This is a genomic window from Halomonas sp. LS-001, from assembly GCF_052983955.1.
This window is the reverse complement of the sequence record NZ_CM129816.1, coordinates 418291-439425: the sequence shown is the minus strand read 5'-3', so window position 1 is coordinate 439425 and position 21135 is coordinate 418291. Positions and strand designations below refer to the sequence as shown.

Genomic DNA, 21135 nt, shown 5'->3' with positions numbered 1-21135 from the left:
TTACCCTGCCATCTTAAAGGCTTTGATGGCACAGCACTGCCTGTCCGTTGGGTTAAGAATAAAAAGCCCCGCCGGGCAAATGCCAGGCGGGGCGGGTTTAGTACATTTAAGAGGCGATGTTACTGGTCAATTTTCAACTGACCCTCCGCAATCAGCTTGCTGATCAGATCCTCGGAATCAGACACACTAAAGTCACTGAATGACTTCCCTTCCAGCGTCACTTTCTGGTCAGCGCCGTTACCGGCCAGCTCGCCTGCTGAGTTGATGTTTAGCACCAGATCGCTTCCCACCTCTTCGGCAGACACATATTTACCGATGTGATCATCCACATTATCTCCCAAATCCAAAAGATCATTTAGCTTTAATGTGTCGCCTTCACTAGCATTAAAGTCTTTAACGGTGTCTTGAGCTGGGTTGCCAGCACTACCTTCATCATTTCCAAAGTTCCAGACAAAGGTATCAGCCCCTGCGCCGCCAAAGAGGATGTCGTCGCCTTCGCCGCCGATGAGGGTGTCATTGTCATCTGTCCCAAGGATTACATCGTTACCCTCTGTACCTTCTAAGCTGTAACCACCTTGTTGCGTTCCAGCAAGATTCACCTCCAAATTCTCTGATATTACATCTCCATCTAGGTCCTCAATCGACAGTTCAAAGCCCAGTTGCTGGCCTTCAACTATTGCCGTGGATGTGAAACCAAAGTTTCCTAGCAAGAAGTTTGAACTCGTATTTTCTGCTACCAGTTCAACTTGATCAAAGTCACCTATACCAGATATCTCGAGAACATCAGTATCTGACAGGTAGCTAAAATCACCTGTACCTACCGGACTAGTCTGTCCGTCTTTGAATGCTTTCCAGCTTATTTTTTCACCACCATTATTTGAAATCCGGCTTCCACCAATACCGAAGAAATTGGTTGATGATGTGAAGTCAAATTCTATCCGATCTTTGCTACTTCCTTGGTTTCTGAAATGATTACCTCCCACCCCAATACCTTGGCCAGACACATTGATAGACCCATTACCACTAATGGTGATATCTCTGCTCGAATCTAATTGAGACACACTTGATCCTGAACTCCATGTACCAAGCGTCTCGCCACCTTTATATCCGACAAAGTTATCGTTACCAGACGGCGGTGCCTCTGAATCAAGGTCAGATTCAAAGCGTGTTGGCTTAGGTGTCACCAACTCAAACTCATACGATCCATCCTCTCTTACAAAAAGCGTGAAGAAAGTGTCGCCGGAGCCTTCCAGAGTCGCCACTAGCAACGTGGCTTTTTCATTTCCGGCGAAAATTCCATCAAACTCAGTTGGCAGATCCAGGCTATCAGCCGTATACGTTTTATAAGGCTCAACACCATCAGGCTGTGTTCCCGCAACAGCAATATTAGCGAGACCATCAGCACCCGGCGAAAACTCCAGTTTCCCTTCAACAGTCCCCAATTCACCCGCAGCCATTATGAGGTTTTGAATTGAGTTAATTATTGGCACATCGTCAATGACATCAACATTGATTTCGCCATCAGTCTTGTTACCTGCGCTATCGGTCAACACCAGATCAATAGCAGATTTCGGAAGAGTGTCAGCGCCTTGCTGCTCGTGATCCAGTATATCTGTCAGCTCATACTCATAGCTGACAACACCAGTAGCATCATCAAAACCTGTAATGCGCAATTTCCCTAGCTCAGTGCCAATAATCAAAGGTTGAGTACTAGCAATAGCTTGTAGATCGTTCTCTGTCAGTACCACAAACCCATTATCTTCCGTCGCAGCCGTGCCTCCCGCATCCTCAAGGCTTCCTGCGATACTCAAAGCCCCGATACTTAAATTACCAGATGCTGTAATGGTAAATTCGCCATCATCAATATTGGCATTGCTATTGCTGTTGGTACCTTCCTCAAGCCCCGCTTCAGATACAGTCACATCTGTATCTGATAGACCGCTGATAGAAGGTGGAGTAGTTGCGATCACGCCGGTGTCAGTGTCAGTACCACTGTTGCCCGCCGGGTCGGTGACCGTGGCGGTCACGCTCACCGCGGTGTCGGTGTTGTCCAGATCCGTGATGGTGACGTCCACGCCGTCATCCAGCATGGCCTGGGTCACGGTCTCGTTGAACAGCTCATTACCCTTGCCGTCGACCACCACCAGGGTGTCGCCCACCTGGGTGCCAGCTTCCAGGGTGACCGTGGCGTTGACGCCGTCTTCGATTTCCTCGGCGCTGTAGATGTCGCCCGTGGCGTCTTCCAGCAACACGCTGACCGCCGGGGCGGTTGCATCGATCACGCCGGTGTCAGTGTCAGTACCACTGTTGCCCGCCGGGTCGGTGACCGTGGCGGTCACGCTCACCGCGGTGTCGGTGTTGTCCAGATCCGTGATGGTGACGTCCACGCCGTCATCCAGCATGGCCTGGGTCACGGTCTCGTTGAACAGCTCATTACCCTTGCCGTCGACCACCACCAGGGTGTCGCCCACCTGGGTGCCAGCTTCCAGGGTGACCGTGGCGTTGACGCCGTCTTCGATTTCCTCGGCGCTGTAGATGTCGCCCGTGGCGTCTTCCAGCAACACGCTGACCGCCGGGGCGGTTGCATCGATCACGCCGGTGTCAGTGTCAGTACCACTGTTGCCCGCCGGGTCGGTGACCGTGGCGGTCACGCTCACCGCGGTGTCGGTGTTGTCCAGATCCGTGATGGTGACGTCCACGCCGTCATCCAGCATGGCCTGGGTCACGGTCTCGTTGAACAGCTCATTACCCTTGCCGTCGACCACCACCAGGGTGTCGCCCACCTGGGTGCCAGCTTCCAGGGTGACCGTGGCGTTGACGCCGTCTTCGATTTCCTCGGCGCTGTAGATGTCGCCCGTGGCGTCTTCCAGCAACACGCTGACCGCCGGGGCGGTTGCATCGATCACGCCGGTGTCAGTGTCAGTACCACTGTTGCCCGCCGGGTCGGTGACCGTGGCGGTCACGCTCACCGCGGTGTCGGTGTTGTCCAGATCCGTGATGGTGACGTCCACGCCGTCATCCAGCATGGCCTGGGTCACGGTCTCGTTGAACAGCTCATTACCCTTGCCGTCGACCACCACCAGGGTGTCGCCCACCTGGGTGCCAGCTTCCAGGGTGACCGTGGCGTTGACGCCGTCTTCGATTTCCTCGGCGCTGTAGATGTCGCCCGTGGCGTCTTCCAGCAACACGCTGACCGCCGGGGCGGTTGCATCGATCACGCCGGTGTCAGTGTCAGTACCACTGTTGCCCGCCGGGTCGGTGACCGTGGCGGTCACGCTCACCGCGGTGTCGGTGTTGTCCAGATCCGTGATGGTGACGTCCACGCCGTCATCCAGCATGGCCTGGGTCACGGTCTCGTTGAACAGCTCATTACCCTTGCCGTCGACCACCACCAGGGTGTCGCCCACCTGGGTGCCAGCTTCCAGGGTGACCGTGGCGTTGACGCCGTCTTCGATTTCCTCGGCGCTGTAGATGTCGCCCGTGGCGTCTTCCAGCAACACGCTGACCGCCGGGGCGGTTGCATCGATCACGCCGGTGTCAGTGTCAGTACCACTGTTGCCCGCCGGGTCGGTGACCGTGGCGGTCACGCTCACCGCGGTGTCGGTGTTGTCCAGATCCGTGATGGTGACGTCCACGCCGTCATCCAGCATGGCCTGGGTCACGGTCTCGTTGAACAGCTCATTACCCTTGCCGTCGACCACCACCAGGGTGTCGCCCACCTGGGTGCCAGCTTCCAGGGTGACCGTGGCGTTGACGCCGTCTTCGATTTCCTCGGCGCTGTAGATGTCGCCCGTGGCGTCTTCCAGCAACACGCTGACCGCCGGGGCGGTTGCATCGATCACGCCGGTGTCAGTGTCAGTACCACTGTTGCCCGCCGGGTCGGTGACCGTGGCGGTCACGCTCACCGCGGTGTCGGTGTTGTCCAGATCCGTGATGGTGACGTCCACGCCGTCATCCAGCATGGCCTGGGTCACGGTCTCGTTGAACAGCTCATTACCCTTGCCGTCGACCACCACCAGGGTGTCGCCCACCTGGGTGCCAGCTTCCAGGGTGACCGTGGCGTTGACGCCGTCTTCGATTTCCTCGGCGCTGTAGATGTCGCCCGTGGCGTCTTCCAGCAACACGCTGACCGCCGGGGCGGTTGCATCGATCACGCCGGTGTCAGTGTCAGTACCACTGTTGCCCGCCGGGTCGGTGACCGTGGCGGTCACGCTCACCGCGGTGTCGGTGTTGTCCAGATCCGTGATGGTGACGTCCACGCCGTCATCCAGCATGGCCTGGGTCACGGTCTCGTTGAACAGCTCATTACCCTTGCCGTCGACCACCACCAGGGTGTCGCCCACCTGGGTGCCAGCTTCCAGGGTGACCGTGGCGTTGACGCCGTCTTCGATTTCCTCGGCGCTGTAGATGTCGCCCGTGGCGTCTTCCAGCAACACGCTGACCGCCGGGGCGGTTGCATCGATCACGCCGGTGTCAGTGTCAGTACCACTGTTGCCCGCCGGGTCGGTGACCGTGGCGGTCACGCTCACCGCGGTGTCGGTGTTGTCCAGATCCGTGATGGTGACGTCCACGCCGTCATCCAGCATGGCCTGGGTCACGGTCTCGTTGAACAGCTCATTACCCTTGCCGTCGACCACCACCAGGGTGTCGCCCACCTGGGTGCCAGCTTCCAGGGTGACCGTGGCGTTGACGCCGTCTTCGATTTCCTCGGCGCTGTAGATGTCGCCCGTGGCGTCTTCCAGCAACACGCTGACCGCCGGGGCGGTTGCATCGATCACGCCGGTGTCAGTGTCAGTACCACTGTTGCCCGCCGGGTCGGTGACCGTGGCGGTCACGCTCACCGCGGTGTCGGTGTTGTCCAGATCCGTGATGGTGACGTCCACGCCGTCATCCAGCATGGCCTGGGTCACGGTCTCGTTGAACAGCTCATTACCCTTGCCGTCGACCACCACCAGGGTGTCGCCCACCTGGGTGCCAGCTTCCAGGGTGACCGTGGCGTTGACGCCGTCTTCGATTTCCTCGGCGCTGTAGATGTCGCCCGTGGCGTCTTCCAGCAACACGCTGACCGCCGGGGCGGTTGCATCGATCACGCCGGTGTCAGTGTCAGTACCACTGTTGCCCGCCGGGTCGGTGACCGTGGCGGTCACGCTCACCGCGGTGTCGGTGTTGTCCAGATCCGTGATGGTGACGTCCACGCCGTCATCCAGCATGGCCTGGGTCACGGTCTCGTTGAACAGCTCATTACCCTTGCCGTCGACCACCACCAGGGTGTCGCCCACCTGGGTGCCAGCTTCCAGGGTGACCGTGGCGTTGACGCCGTCTTCGATTTCCTCGGCGCTGTAGATGTCGCCCGTGGCGTCTTCCAGCAACACGCTGACCGCCGGGGCGGTTGCATCGATCACGCCGGTGTCAGTGTCAGTACCACTGTTGCCCGCCGGGTCGGTGACCGTGGCGGTCACGCTCACCGCGGTGTCGGTGTTGTCCAGATCCGTGATGGTGACGTCCACGCCGTCATCCAGCATGGCCTGGGTCACGGTCTCGTTGAACAGCTCATTACCCTTGCCGTCGACCACCACCAGGGTGTCGCCCACCTGGGTGCCAGCTTCCAGGGTGACCGTGGCGTTGACGCCGTCTTCGATTTCCTCGGCGCTGTAGATGTCGCCCGTGGCGTCTTCCAGCAACACGCTGACCGCCGGGGCGGTTGCATCGATCACGCCGGTGTCAGTGTCAGTACCACTGTTGCCCGCCGGGTCGGTGACCGTGGCGGTCACGCTCACCGCGGTGTCGGTGTTGTCCAGATCCGTGATGGTGACGTCCACGCCGTCATCCAGCATGGCCTGGGTCACGGTCTCGTTGAACAGCTCATTACCCTTGCCGTCGACCACCACCAGGGTGTCGCCCACCTGGGTGCCAGCTTCCAGGGTGACCGTGGCGTTGACGCCGTCTTCGATTTCCTCGGCGCTGTAGATGTCGCCCGTGGCGTCTTCCAGCAACACGCTGACCGCCGGGGCGGTTGCATCGATCACGCCGGTGTCAGTGTCAGTACCACTGTTGCCCGCCGGGTCGGTGACCGTGGCGGTCACGCTCACCGCGGTGTCGGTGTTGTCCAGATCCGTGATGGTGACGTCCACGCCGTCATCCAGCATGGCCTGGGTCACGGTCTCGTTGAACAGCTCATTACCCTTGCCGTCGACCACCACCAGGGTGTCGCCCACCTGGGTGCCAGCTTCCAGGGTGACCGTGGCGTTGACGCCGTCTTCGATTTCCTCGGCGCTGTAGATGTCGCCCGTGGCGTCTTCCAGCAACACGCTGACCGCCGGGGCGGTTGCATCGATCACGCCGGTGTCAGTGTCAGTACCACTGTTGCCCGCCGGGTCGGTGACCGTGGCGGTCACGCTCACCGCGGTGTCGGTGTTGTCCAGATCCGTGATGGTGACGTCCACGCCGTCATCCAGCATGGCCTGGGTCACGGTCTCGTTGAACAGCTCATTACCCTTGCCGTCGACCACCACCAGGGTGTCGCCCACCTGGGTGCCAGCTTCCAGGGTGACCGTGGCGTTGACGCCGTCTTCGATTTCCTCGGCGCTGTAGATGTCGCCCGTGGCGTCTTCCAGCAACACGCTGACCGCCGGGGCGGTTGCATCGATCACGCCGGTGTCAGTGTCAGTACCACTGTTGCCCGCCGGGTCGGTGACCGTGGCGGTCACGCTCACCGCGGTGTCGGTGTTGTCCAGATCCGTGATGGTGACGTCCACGCCGTCATCCAGCATGGCCTGGGTCACGGTCTCGTTGAACAGCTCATTACCCTTGCCGTCGACCACCACCAGGGTGTCGCCCACCTGGGTGCCAGCTTCCAGGGTGACCGTGGCGTTGACGCCGTCTTCGATTTCCTCGGCGCTGTAGATGTCGCCCGTGGCGTCTTCCAGCAACACGCTGACCGCCGGGGCGGTTGCATCGATCACGCCGGTGTCAGTGTCAGTACCACTGTTGCCCGCCGGGTCGGTGACCGTGGCGGTCACGCTCACCGCGGTGTCGGTGTTGTCCAGATCCGTGATGGTGACGTCCACGCCGTCATCCAGCATGGCCTGGGTCACGGTCTCGTTGAACAGCTCATTACCCTTGCCGTCGACCACCACCAGGGTGTCGCCCACCTGGGTGCCAGCTTCCAGGGTGACCGTGGCGTTGACGCCGTCTTCGATTTCCTCGGCGCTGTAGATGTCGCCCGTGGCGTCTTCCAGCAACACGCTGACCGCCGGGGCGGTTGCATCGATCACGCCGGTGTCAGTGTCAGTACCACTGTTGCCCGCCGGGTCGGTGACCGTGGCGGTCACGCTCACCGCGGTGTCGGTGTTGTCCAGATCCGTGATGGTGACGTCCACGCCGTCATCCAGCATGGCCTGGGTCACGGTCTCGTTGAACAGCTCATTACCCTTGCCGTCGACCACCACCAGGGTGTCGCCCACCTGGGTGCCAGCTTCCAGGGTGACCGTGGCGTTGACGCCGTCTTCGATTTCCTCGGCGCTGTAGATGTCGCCCGTGGCGTCTTCCAGCAACACGCTGACCGCCGGGGCGGTTGCATCGATCACGCCGGTGTCAGTGTCAGTACCACTGTTGCCCGCCGGGTCGGTGACCGTGGCGGTCACGCTCACCGCGGTGTCGGTGTTGTCCAGATCCGTGATGGTGACGTCCACGCCGTCATCCAGCATGGCCTGGGTCACGGTCTCGTTGAACAGCTCATTACCCTTGCCGTCGACCACCACCAGGGTGTCGCCCACCTGGGTGCCAGCTTCCAGGGTGACCGTGGCGTTGACGCCGTCTTCGATTTCCTCGGCGCTGTAGATGTCGCCCGTGGCGTCTTCCAGCAACACGCTGACCGCCGGGGCGGTTGCATCGATCACGCCGGTGTCAGTGTCAGTACCACTGTTGCCCGCCGGGTCGGTGACCGTGGCGGTCACGCTCACCGCGGTGTCGGTGTTGTCCAGATCCGTGATGGTGACGTCCACGCCGTCATCCAGCATGGCCTGGGTCACGGTCTCGTTGAACAGCTCATTACCCTTGCCGTCGACCACCACCAGGGTGTCGCCCACCTGGGTGCCAGCTTCCAGGGTGACCGTGGCGTTGACGCCGTCTTCGATTTCCTCGGCGCTGTAGATGTCGCCCGTGGCGTCTTCCAGCAACACGCTGACCGCCGGGGCGGTTGCATCGATCACGCCGGTGTCAGTGTCAGTACCACTGTTGCCCGCCGGGTCGGTGACCGTGGCGGTCACGCTCACCGCGGTGTCGGTGTTGTCCAGATCCGTGATGGTGACGTCCACGCCGTCATCCAGCATGGCCTGGGTCACGGTCTCGTTGAACAGCTCATTACCCTTGCCGTCGACCACCACCAGGGTGTCGCCCACCTGGGTGCCAGCTTCCAGGGTGACCGTGGCGTTGACGCCGTCTTCGATTTCCTCGGCGCTGTAGATGTCGCCCGTGGCGTCTTCCAGCAACACGCTGACCGCCGGGGCGGTTGCATCGATCACGCCGGTGTCAGTGTCAGTACCACTGTTGCCCGCCGGGTCGGTGACCGTGGCGGTCACGCTCACCGCGGTGTCGGTGTTGTCCAGATCCGTGATGGTGACGTCCACGCCGTCATCCAGCATGGCCTGGGTCACGGTCTCGTTGAACAGCTCATTACCCTTGCCGTCGACCACCACCAGGGTGTCGCCCACCTGGGTGCCAGCTTCCAGGGTGACCGTGGCGTTGACGCCGTCTTCGATTTCCTCGGCGCTGTAGATGTCGCCCGTGGCGTCTTCCAGCAACACGCTGACCGCCGGGGCGGTTGCATCGATCACGCCGGTGTCAGTGTCAGTACCACTGTTGCCCGCCGGGTCGGTGACCGTGGCGGTCACGCTCACCGCGGTGTCGGTGTTGTCCAGATCCGTGATGGTGACGTCCACGCCGTCATCCAGCATGGCCTGGGTCACGGTCTCGTTGAACAGCTCATTACCCTTGCCGTCGACCACCACCAGGGTGTCGCCCACCTGGGTGCCAGCTTCCAGGGTGACCGTGGCGTTGACGCCGTCTTCGATTTCCTCGGCGCTGTAGATGTCGCCCGTGGCGTCTTCCAGCAACACGCTGACCGCCGGGGCGGTTGCATCGATCACGCCGGTGTCAGTGTCAGTACCACTGTTGCCCGCCGGGTCGGTGACCGTGGCGGTCACGCTCACCGCGGTGTCGGTGTTGTCCAGATCCGTGATGGTGACGTCCACGCCGTCATCCAGCATGGCCTGGGTCACGGTCTCGTTGAACAGCTCATTACCCTTGCCGTCGACCACCACCAGGGTGTCGCCCACCTGGGTGCCAGCTTCCAGGGTGACCGTGGCGTTGACGCCGTCTTCGATTTCCTCGGCGCTGTAGATGTCGCCCGTGGCGTCTTCCAGCAACACGCTGACCGCCGGGGCGGTTGCATCGATCACGCCGGTGTCAGTGTCAGTACCACTGTTGCCCGCCGGGTCGGTGACCGTGGCGGTCACGCTCACCGCGGTGTCGGTGTTGTCCAGATCCGTGATGGTGACGTCCACGCCGTCATCCAGCATGGCCTGGGTCACGGTCTCGTTGAACAGCTCATTACCCTTGCCGTCGACCACCACCAGGGTGTCGCCCACCTGGGTGCCAGCTTCCAGGGTGACCGTGGCGTTGACGCCGTCTTCGATTTCCTCGGCGCTGTAGATGTCGCCCGTGGCGTCTTCCAGCAACACGCTGACCGCCGGGGCGGTTGCATCGATCACGCCGGTGTCAGTGTCAGTACCACTGTTGCCCGCCGGGTCGGTGACCGTGGCGGTCACGCTCACCGCGGTGTCGGTGTTGTCCAGATCCGTGATGGTGACGTCCACGCCGTCATCCAGCATGGCCTGGGTCACGGTCTCGTTGAACAGCTCATTACCCTTGCCGTCGACCACCACCAGGGTGTCGCCCACCTGGGTGCCAGCTTCCAGGGTGACCGTGGCGTTGACGCCGTCTTCGATTTCCTCGGCGCTGTAGATGTCGCCCGTGGCGTCTTCCAGCAACACGCTGACCGCCGGGGCGGTTGCATCGATCACGCCGGTGTCAGTGTCAGTACCACTGTTGCCCGCCGGGTCGGTGACCGTGGCGGTCACGCTCACCGCGGTGTCGGTGTTGTCCAGATCCGTGATGGTGACGTCCACGCCGTCATCCAGCATGGCCTGGGTCACGGTCTCGTTGAACAGCTCATTACCCTTGCCGTCGACCACCACCAGGGTGTCGCCCACCTGGGTGCCAGCTTCCAGGGTGACCGTGGCGTTGACGCCGTCTTCGATTTCCTCGGCGCTGTAGATGTCGCCCGTGGCGTCTTCCAGCAACACGCTGACCGCCGGGGCGGTTGCATCGATCACGCCGGTGTCAGTGTCAGTACCACTGTTGCCCGCCGGGTCGGTGACCGTGGCGGTCACGCTCACCGCGGTGTCGGTGTTGTCCAGATCCGTGATGGTGACGTCCACGCCGTCATCCAGCATGGCCTGGGTCACGGTCTCGTTGAACAGCTCATTACCCTTGCCGTCGACCACCACCAGGGTGTCGCCCACCTGGGTGCCAGCTTCCAGGGTGACCGTGGCGTTGACGCCGTCTTCGATTTCCTCGGCGCTGTAGATGTCGCCCGTGGCGTCTTCCAGCAACACGCTGACCGCCGGGGCGGTTGCATCGATCACGCCGGTGTCAGTGTCAGTACCACTGTTGCCCGCCGGGTCGGTGACCGTGGCGGTCACGCTCACCGCGGTGTCGGTGTTGTCCAGATCCGTGATGGTGACGTCCACGCCGTCATCCAGCATGGCCTGGGTCACGGTCTCGTTGAACAGCTCATTACCCTTGCCGTCGACCACCACCAGGGTGTCGCCCACCTGGGTGCCAGCTTCCAGGGTGACCGTGGCGTTGACGCCGTCTTCGATTTCCTCGGCGCTGTAGATGTCGCCCGTGGCGTCTTCCAGCAACACGCTGACCGCCGGGGCGGTTGCATCGATCACGCCGGTGTCAGTGTCAGTACCACTGTTGCCCGCCGGGTCGGTGACCGTGGCGGTCACGCTCACCGCGGTGTCGGTGTTGTCCAGATCCGTGATGGTGACGTCCACGCCGTCATCCAGCATGGCCTGGGTCACGGTCTCGTTGAACAGCTCATTACCCTTGCCGTCGACCACCACCAGGGTGTCGCCCACCTGGGTGCCAGCTTCCAGGGTGACCGTGGCGTTGACGCCGTCTTCGATTTCCTCGGCGCTGTAGATGTCGCCCGTGGCGTCTTCCAGCAACACGCTGACCGCCGGGGCGGTTGCATCGATCACGCCGGTGTCAGTGTCAGTACCACTGTTGCCCGCCGGGTCGGTGACCGTGGCGGTCACGCTCACCGCGGTGTCGGTGTTGTCCAGATCCGTGATGGTGACGTCCACGCCGTCATCCAGCATGGCCTGGGTCACGGTCTCGTTGAACAGCTCATTACCCTTGCCGTCGACCACCACCAGGGTGTCGCCCACCTGGGTGCCAGCTTCCAGGGTGACCGTGGCGTTGACGCCGTCTTCGATTTCCTCGGCGCTGTAGATGTCGCCCGTGGCGTCTTCCAGCAACACGCTGACCGCCGGGGCGGTTGCATCGATCACGCCGGTGTCAGTGTCAGTACCACTGTTGCCCGCCGGGTCGGTGACCGTGGCGGTCACGCTCACCGCGGTGTCGGTGTTGTCCAGATCCGTGATGGTGACGTCCACGCCGTCATCCAGCATGGCCTGGGTCACGGTCTCGTTGAACAGCTCATTACCCTTGCCGTCGACCACCACCAGGGTGTCGCCCACCTGGGTGCCAGCTTCCAGGGTGACCGTGGCGTTGACGCCGTCTTCGATTTCCTCGGCGCTGTAGATGTCGCCCGTGGCGTCTTCCAGCAACACGCTGACCGCCGGGGCGGTTGCATCGATCACGCCGGTGTCAGTGTCAGTACCACTGTTGCCCGCCGGGTCGGTGACCGTGGCGGTCACGCTCACCGCGGTGTCGGTGTTGTCCAGATCCGTGATGGTGACGTCCACGCCGTCATCCAGCATGGCCTGGGTCACGGTCTCGTTGAACAGCTCATTACCCTTGCCGTCGACCACCACCAGGGTGTCGCCCACCTGGGTGCCAGCTTCCAGGGTGACCGTGGCGTTGACGCCGTCTTCGATTTCCTCGGCGCTGTAGATGTCGCCCGTGGCGTCTTCCAGCAACACGCTGACCGCCGGGGCGGTTGCATCGATCACGCCGGTGTCAGTGTCAGTACCACTGTTGCCCGCCGGGTCGGTGACCGTGGCGGTCACGCTCACCGCGGTGTCGGTGTTGTCCAGATCCGTGATGGTGACGTCCACGCCGTCATCCAGCATGGCCTGGGTCACGGTCTCGTTGAACAGCTCATTACCCTTGCCGTCGACCACCACCAGGGTGTCGCCCACCTGGGTGCCAGCTTCCAGGGTGACCGTGGCGTTGACGCCGTCTTCGATTTCCTCGGCGCTGTAGATGTCGCCCGTGGCGTCTTCCAGCAACACGCTGACCGCCGGGGCGGTTGCATCGATCACGCCGGTGTCAGTGTCAGTACCACTGTTGCCCGCCGGGTCGGTGACCGTGGCGGTCACGCTCACCGCGGTGTCGGTGTTGTCCAGATCCGTGATGGTGACGTCCACGCCGTCATCCAGCATGGCCTGGGTCACGGTCTCGTTGAACAGCTCATTACCCTTGCCGTCGACCACCACCAGGGTGTCGCCCACCTGGGTGCCAGCTTCCAGGGTGACCGTGGCGTTGACGCCGTCTTCGATTTCCTCGGCGCTGTAGATGTCGCCCGTGGCGTCTTCCAGCAACACGCTGACCGCCGGGGCGGTTGCATCGATCACGCCGGTGTCAGTGTCAGTACCACTGTTGCCCGCCGGGTCGGTGACCGTGGCGGTCACGCTCACCGCGGTGTCGGTGTTGTCCAGATCCGTGATGGTGACGTCCACGCCGTCATCCAGCATGGCCTGGGTCACGGTCTCGTTGAACAGCTCATTACCCTTGCCGTCGACCACCACCAGGGTGTCGCCCACCTGGGTGCCAGCTTCCAGGGTGACCGTGGCGTTGACGCCGTCTTCGATTTCCTCGGCGCTGTAGATGTCGCCCGTGGCGTCTTCCAGCAACACGCTGACCGCCGGGGCGGTTGCATCGATCACGCCGGTGTCAGTGTCAGTACCACTGTTGCCCGCCGGGTCGGTGACCGTGGCGGTCACGCTCACCGCGGTGTCGGTGTTGTCCAGATCCGTGATGGTGACGTCCACGCCGTCATCCAGCATGGCCTGGGTCACGGTCTCGTTGAACAGCTCATTACCCTTGCCGTCGACCACCACCAGGGTGTCGCCCACCTGGGTGCCAGCTTCCAGGGTGACCGTGGCGTTGACGCCGTCTTCGATTTCCTCGGCGCTGTAGATGTCGCCCGTGGCGTCTTCCAGCAACACGCTGACCGCCGGGGCGGTTGCATCGATCACGCCGGTGTCAGTGTCAGTACCACTGTTGCCCGCCGGGTCGGTGACCGTGGCGGTCACGCTCACCGCGGTGTCGGTGTTGTCCAGATCCGTGATGGTGACGTCCACGCCGTCATCCAGCATGGCCTGGGTCACGGTCTCGTTGAACAGCTCATTACCCTTGCCGTCGACCACCACCAGGGTGTCGCCCACCTGGGTGCCAGCTTCCAGGGTGACCGTGGCGTTGACGCCGTCTTCGATTTCCTCGGCGCTGTAGATGTCGCCCGTGGCGTCTTCCAGCAACACGCTGACCGCCGGGGCGGTTGCATCGATCACGCCGGTGTCAGTGTCAGTACCACTGTTGCCCGCCGGGTCGGTGACCGTGGCGGTCACGCTCACCGCGGTGTCGGTGTTGTCCAGATCCGTGATGGTGACGTCCACGCCGTCATCCAGCATGGCCTGGGTCACGGTCTCGTTGAACAGCTCATTACCCTTGCCGTCGACCACCACCAGGGTGTCGCCCACCTGGGTGCCAGCTTCCAGGGTGACCGTGGCGTTGACGCCGTCTTCGATTTCCTCGGCGCTGTAGATGTCGCCCGTGGCGTCTTCCAGCAACACGCTGACCGCCGGGGCGGTTGCATCGATCACGCCGGTGTCAGTGTCAGTACCACTGTTGCCCGCCGGGTCGGTGACCGTGGCGGTCACGCTCACCGCGGTGTCGGTGTTGTCCAGATCCGTGATGGTGACGTCCACGCCGTCATCCAGCATGGCCTGGGTCACGGTCTCGTTGAACAGCTCATTACCCTTGCCGTCGACCACCACCAGGGTGTCGCCCACCTGGGTGCCAGCTTCCAGGGTGACCGTGGCGTTGACGCCGTCTTCGATTTCCTCGGCGCTGTAGATGTCGCCCGTGGCGTCTTCCAGCAACACGCTGACCGCCGGGGCGGTTGCATCGATCACGCCGGTGTCAGTGTCAGTACCACTGTTGCCCGCCGGGTCGGTGACCGTGGCGGTCACGCTCACCGCGGTGTCGGTGTTGTCCAGATCCGTGATGGTGACGTCCACGCCGTCATCCAGCATGGCCTGGGTCACGGTCTCGTTGAACAGCTCATTACCCTTGCCGTCGACCACCACCAGGGTGTCGCCCACCTGGGTGCCAGCTTCCAGGGTGACCGTGGCGTTGACGCCGTCTTCGATTTCCTCGGCGCTGTAGATGTCGCCCGTGGCGTCTTCCAGCAACACGCTGACCGCCGGGGCGGTTGCATCGATCACGCCGGTGTCAGTGTCAGTACCACTGTTGCCCGCCGGGTCGGTGACCGTGGCGGTCACGCTCACCGCGGTGTCGGTGTTGTCCAGATCCGTGATGGTGACGTCCACGCCGTCATCCAGCATGGCCTGGGTCACGGTCTCGTTGAACAGCTCATTACCCTTGCCGTCGACCACCACCAGGGTGTCGCCCACCTGGGTGCCAGCTTCCAGGGTGACCGTGGCGTTGACGCCGTCTTCGATTTCCTCGGCGCTGTAGATGTCGCCCGTGGCGTCTTCCAGCAACACGCTGACCGCCGGGGCGGTTGCATCGATCACGCCGGTGTCAGTGTCAGTACCACTGTTGCCCGCCGGGTCGGTGACCGTGGCGGTCACGCTCACCGCGGTGTCGGTGTTGTCCAGATCCGTGATGGTGACGTCCACGCCGTCATCCAGCATGGCCTGGGTCACGGTCTCGTTGAACAGCTCATTACCCTTGCCGTCGACCACCACCAGGGTGTCGCCCACCTGGGTGCCAGCTTCCAGGGTGACCGTGGCGTTGACGCCGTCTTCGATTTCCTCGGCGCTGTAGATGTCGCCCGTGGCGTCTTCCAGCAACACGCTGACCGCCGGGGCGGTTGCATCGATCACGCCGGTGTCAGTGTCAGTACCACTGTTGCCCGCCGGGTCGGTGACCGTGGCGGTCACGCTCACCGCGGTGTCGGTGTTGTCCAGATCCGTGATGGTGACGTCCACGCCGTCATCCAGCATGGCCTGGGTCACGGTCTCGTTGAACAGCTCATTACCCTTGCCGTCGACCACCACCAGGGTGTCGCCCACCTGGGTGCCAGCTTCCAGGGTGACCGTGGCGTTGACGCCGTCTTCGATTTCCTCGGCGCTGTAGATGTCGCCCGTGGCGTCTTCCAGCAACACGCTGACCGCCGGGGCGGTTATATCAACTAAATAACCCTGATCCGTTTCCGCGGCGTATTCGTTGCCGTTCTCGTCCTCGCCGGTCACTTCGGCAGTGACGCTGCTGTTCTCGGCCAGCAGGCTGCCGGGCACATCAATGGCGTAGGTCAGGTCTTCACCCACCGGGCCGCTGAAGGTCTCCCCACCCACACTCAGAGTGACGGTGTCACCTTCGCGGGCGTCGCCACCCACGGTACCAGTGATGGTGACCTCGTTGCCGTCTTCGGCATCCGCGCCGGTGATCACGCCGATCTCATCAATGGTGATGGTGGCGCTGGCATCCAGGTTGACGGTGTAGTTGCCGGTGGTTTCCGCCGAGTATTCGTTGCCGTTCTCGTCTTCACCGGTCACTTCGGCAGTGACGCTGGTGTTTTCGGCCAGCACGCTGCCGGGCACATCAATGGCGTAGGTCAGGTCTTCACCCACCGGGCCGCTGAAGGTCTCGCCACCCACACTCAGGGTGACGGTGTCACCTTCGCGGGCGTCGCCACCCACCGTGCCGGTGATGGTGACCTCGTTGCCGTCTTCGGCATCCGCACCGGTAATCACGCCGATCTCATCAATGGTGATGGTGGCGCTGGCATCCAGGTTGACGGTGTAGTTGCCGGTGGTTTCCGCCGAGTATTCGTTGCCGTTCTCGTCTTCACCGGTCACTTCGGCAGTGACGCTGGTGTTTTCGGCCAGCACGCTGCCGGGCACATCAATGGCGTAGGTCAGGTCTTCACCCACCGGGCCGCTGAAGGTCTCGCCACCCACACTCAGGGTGACGGTGTCACCTTCGCGGGCGTCGCCACCCACCGTGCCGGTGATGGTGACCTCGTTGCCGTCTTCGGCATCCGCACCGGTAATCACGCCGATCTCATCAATGGTGATGGTGGCGCTGGCATCCAGGTTGACGGTGTAGTTGCCGGTGGTTTCCGCCGAGTATTCGTTGCCGTTCTCGTCTTCACCGGTCACTTCGGCAGTGACGCTGGTGTTTTCGGCCAGCACGCTGCCGGGCACATCAATGGCGTAGGTCAGGTCTTCACCCACCGGGCCGCTGAAGGTCTCGCCACCCACACTCAGGGTGACGGTGTCACCTTCGCGGGCGTCGCCACCCACCGTGCCGGTGATGGTGACCTCGTTGCCGTCTTCGGCATCCGCACCGGTAATCACGCCGATCTCATCAATGGTGATGGTGGCGCTGGCGTCCAAATTGACGGTGTAGTTGCTGGTGGTTTCCGCCGAGTATTCGTTGCCGTTCTCGTCTTCACCGGTCACTTCGGCAGTCACGCTGCTGTTCTCGGCCAGCACGCTGCCGGGCACATCAATGGCGTAGGTCAGATCTTCACCCACCGGGCCGCTGAAGGTCTCGCCACCCACACTAAGGGTGACGGTGTCACCTTCGCGGGCGTCGCCACCCACCGTGCCGGTGATGGTGACCTCGTTGCCGTCTTCAACATCCGCGCCGGTGATCACGCCGATCTCATCAATGGTGATGGTGGCGCTGGCGTCCAGGTTGACGGTGTAGTTGCCGGTGGTTTCCGCGGCGTATTCGTTGCCGTTCTCGTCTTCGCCGGTCACTTCGGCAGTCACGCTGCTGTTCTCGGCCAGCACGCTGCCGGGCACATCAATGGCGTAGGTCAGGTCTTCACCCACCGGGCCGCTGAAGGTCTCGCCACCCACACTCAGGGTGACGGTGTCACCTTCGCGGGCGTCGCCACCCACCGTGCCGGTGATGGTGACCTCGTTGCCGTCTTCGGCATCCGCACCGGTAATCACGCCGATCTCATCAATGGTGATGGTGGCGCTGGCATCCAGGTTGACGGTGTAGTTGCCGGTGGTTTCCGCCGAGTATTCGTTGCCGTTCTCGTCTTCACCGGTCACTTCGGCAGTGACGCTGGTGTTTTCGGCCAGCACGCTGCCGGGCACATCAATGGCGTAGGTCAGGTCTTCACCCACCGGGCCGCTGAAGGTCTCGCCACCCACACTCAGGGTGACGGTGTCACCTTCGCGGGCGTCGCCACCCACCGTGCCGGTGATGGTGACCTCGTTGCCGTCTTCGGCATCCGCACCGGTAATCACGCCGATCTCATCAATGGTGATGGTGGCGCTGGCATCCAGGTTGACGGTGTAGTTGCCGGTGGTTTCCGCCGAGTATTCGTTGCCGTTCTCGTCTTCACCGGTCACTTCGGCAGTGACGCTGGTGTTTTCGGCCAGCACGCTGCCGGGCACATCAATGGCGTAGGTCAGGTCTTCACCCACCGGGCCGCTGAAGGTCTCGCCACCCACACTCAGGGTGACGGTGTCACCTTCGCGGGCGTCGCCACCCACCGTGCCGGTGATGGTGACCTCGTTGCCGTCTTCGGCATCCGCACCGGTAATCACGCCGATCTCATCAATGGTGATGGTGGCGCTGGCGTCCAAATTGACGGTGTAGTTGCTGGTGGTTTCCGCCGAGTATTCGTTGCCGTTCTCGTCTTCACCGGTCACTTCGGCAGTGACGCTGGTGTTTTCGGCCAGCACGCTGCCGGGCACATCAATGGCGTAGGTCAGGTCTTCACCCACCGGGCCGCTGAAGGTCTCGCCACCCACACTCAGGGTGACGGTGTCACCTTCGCGGGCGTCGCCACCCACCGTGCCGGTGATGGTGACCTCGTTGCCGTCTTCGGCATCCGCACCGGTAATCACGCCGATCTCATCAATGGTGATGGTGGCGCTGGCGTCCAAATTGACGGTGTAGTTGCTGGTGGTTTCCGCCGAGTATTCGTTGCCGTTCTCGTCTTCACCGGTCACTTCGGCAGTCACGCTGCTGTTCTCGGCCAGCACGCTGCCGGGCACATCAATGGCGTAGGTCAGATCTTCACCCACCGGGCCGCTGAAGGTCTCGCCACCCACACTAAGGGTGACGGTGTCACCTTCGCGGGCGTCGCCACCCACCGTGCCGGTGATGGTGACCTCGTTGCCGTCTTCAACATCCGCGCCGGTGATCACGCCGATCTCATCAATGGTGATGGTGGCGCTGGCGTCCAGGTTGACGGTGTAGTTGCCGGTGGTTTCCGCGGCGTATTCGTTGCCGTTCTCGTCTTCGCCGGTCACTTCGGCAGTCACGCTGCTGTTCTCGGCCAGCACGCTGCCGGGCACATCAATGGCGTAGGTCAGGTCTTCACCCACCGGGCCGCTGAAGGTCTCGCCACCCACACTCAGGGTGACGGTGTCACCTTCGCGGGCGTCGCCACCCACCGTGCCGGTGATGGTGACCTCGTTGCCGTCTTCGGCATCCGCACCGGTAATCACGCCGATCTCATCAATGGTGATGGTGGCGCTGGCGTCCAAATTGACGGTGTAGTTGCTGGTGGTTTCCGCCGAGTATTCGTTGCCGTTCTCGTCTTCACCGGTCACTTCGGCAGTGACGCTGGTGTTTTCGGCCAGCACGCTGCCGGGCACATCAATGGCGTAGGTCAGGTCTTCACCCACCGGGCCGCTGAAGGTCTCGCCACCCACACTCAGGGTGACGGTGTCACCTTCGCGGGCGTCGCCACCCACCGTGCCGGTGATGGTGACCTCGTTGCCGTCTTCGGCATCCGCACCGGTAATCACGCCGATCTCATCAATGGTGATGGTGGCGCTGGCGTCCAAATTGACGGTGTAGTTGCTGGTGGTTTCCGCCGAGTATTCGTTGCCGTTCTCGTCTTCACCGGTCACTTCGGCAGTCACGCTGCTGTTCTCGGCCAGCACGCTGCCGGGCACATCAATGGCGTAGGTCAGATCTTCACCCACCGGGCCGCTGAAGGTCTCGTCACCCACACTCAGGGTGACGGTGTCGCCTTCGCGGGCGTCGCCACCCACGGTACCGGTGATGGTGACCTCGTTGCCGTCTTCGGCATCCGCACCTGTAATCACGCCGATATCATCAATGGTGATGGTGGCGCTTAACTCTACCTGAATATCAACGGTCGGCGTGCCGCTGTCATTATCTATGGCGCCATCACTGTCAGTGGCGGTCAGACTCACTGGTGGCAGAGTGTCACCGGCGGCAATGGCTTCGACGCCTGCCTGGGTCAGCACCACATTTTCGCCATCAAACGCGTAGAAGCCGTCGTCATTGGTGCCCGGCGTGAAGACGACCTGGCCACCGGCTACCGTCAGTGGTCCGTCTTCTTCGTCATCAGCAACAAAGGTTGCCACCACGGTGCCCACTTCGGCATCTTCTCCGACAATGCCGGTCTCGGCAGTGACTTCAATGATCGGTGGTGTATTTTCAGACGCTGTGTCATAGGTCGGCGTACCGCTATCGATGGCAGTCGCATTCTCGCTGTCAGTGGCGGTCAAGCTCACTGGCGGTAGAGTGTCACCAGCGGCAATGGCGTCAACGCCTGCCTGGGTCAGCACCACATTTTCGCCATCAAACGCGTAGAAACCGTCGCCATTGGTGCCCGGCGTGAAGTCGACCTGGCCACCCGCTACTGTCAGCGGGCCGTCTTCTTCATCGTTGGCCGTGAAGATTGCCACCACGGTGCCCACCTCGGCATCTTCTCCGGCAATGCCAGTGACCGCTGTGACTTCAATCTCAGGAACGGTATTTTCCGGCTCAGGCTCGGGAGTCGGCTCTGGTTCTGGAGTCGGCTCAGGTGTTGGTTCAGGCGTTGGAGCGGGTTCGGGCTCAGGTTCTGGCGTTGGCTCGGGATCAGGTTCTGGCGCTTCTTCAGCGGTGGTTTCTGCGGCTAGATCAGTAAACTCGGCCGTGGTGGGTCCGCCGTCAATGCCGCCATCAAATTGGTATTGAACGCCTTCAACGGGTTCGACGATGCGCGCCAGCTGCACAAAGCTGGAGCCGTCACCGCCACCACCACCGGCAGCACCTCCACCAGCGGCGGTTGCTTCCAGCAGGGCTAGAATGTCACTGTCATCATCTTCTTCCAGCGCGGCCAGGATGGCATCAAGTTCACCATCCTGAGTCGCTGCATCATCCTGATCAGGCGCGCTTTCTTCATCCACATCGCCACTCATGGCGACTTCTTCGTTAGCACCGATAGTCGTCGGCGGGAGGCCATCGTTAAAATCGAGCTGCACTTGCCCGTTGGTGGAAGTGACTAACGTTTCGCCTTCCAGCAGGGTATCCCCGACACTGAGTTCCCGGAGATTTCCATCTTCGTCACGGGCAAAGGCCTGACCGGTAATGGCAACAATGGTAGCAACACTCATGGGATACCCCTTCTTTTCGTAGCCTGGATGACTAAGGAAATTTTGAAATAGTAAATTGGACTGTTAAGAAGTGTATCCAGGCGCGTCAAGAAAAGTATTGGACTGAGGTACAGTTAATAAATGTTAATTTAGCGCAACATGGTGTAACTGCTTTACATGAGGGGGAGACGACAACGGTAGTAAATGCAGCTAGTAAATGCAGATGGGAAATGCAGGAGAGAAGTTCAGATAGGAAACTTCGACA

The 21135-nt window shown here is 62.0% G+C and carries 1 protein-coding gene; it reads right to left on the bottom strand.

Annotated elements, in window-relative coordinates:
• Positions 1 to 119 precede the first annotated feature (119 nt).
• Positions 120 to 20891 carry an Ig-like domain-containing protein gene (locus ACU6TU_RS01975; protein ID WP_447142925.1) on the bottom strand — a complete coding sequence of 6924 codons (20772 nt, stop codon included), beginning with the start codon at positions 20889 to 20891 and terminating at the stop codon, positions 120 to 122.
• Between the last annotated feature and the right edge of the window lie 244 nt (positions 20892 to 21135).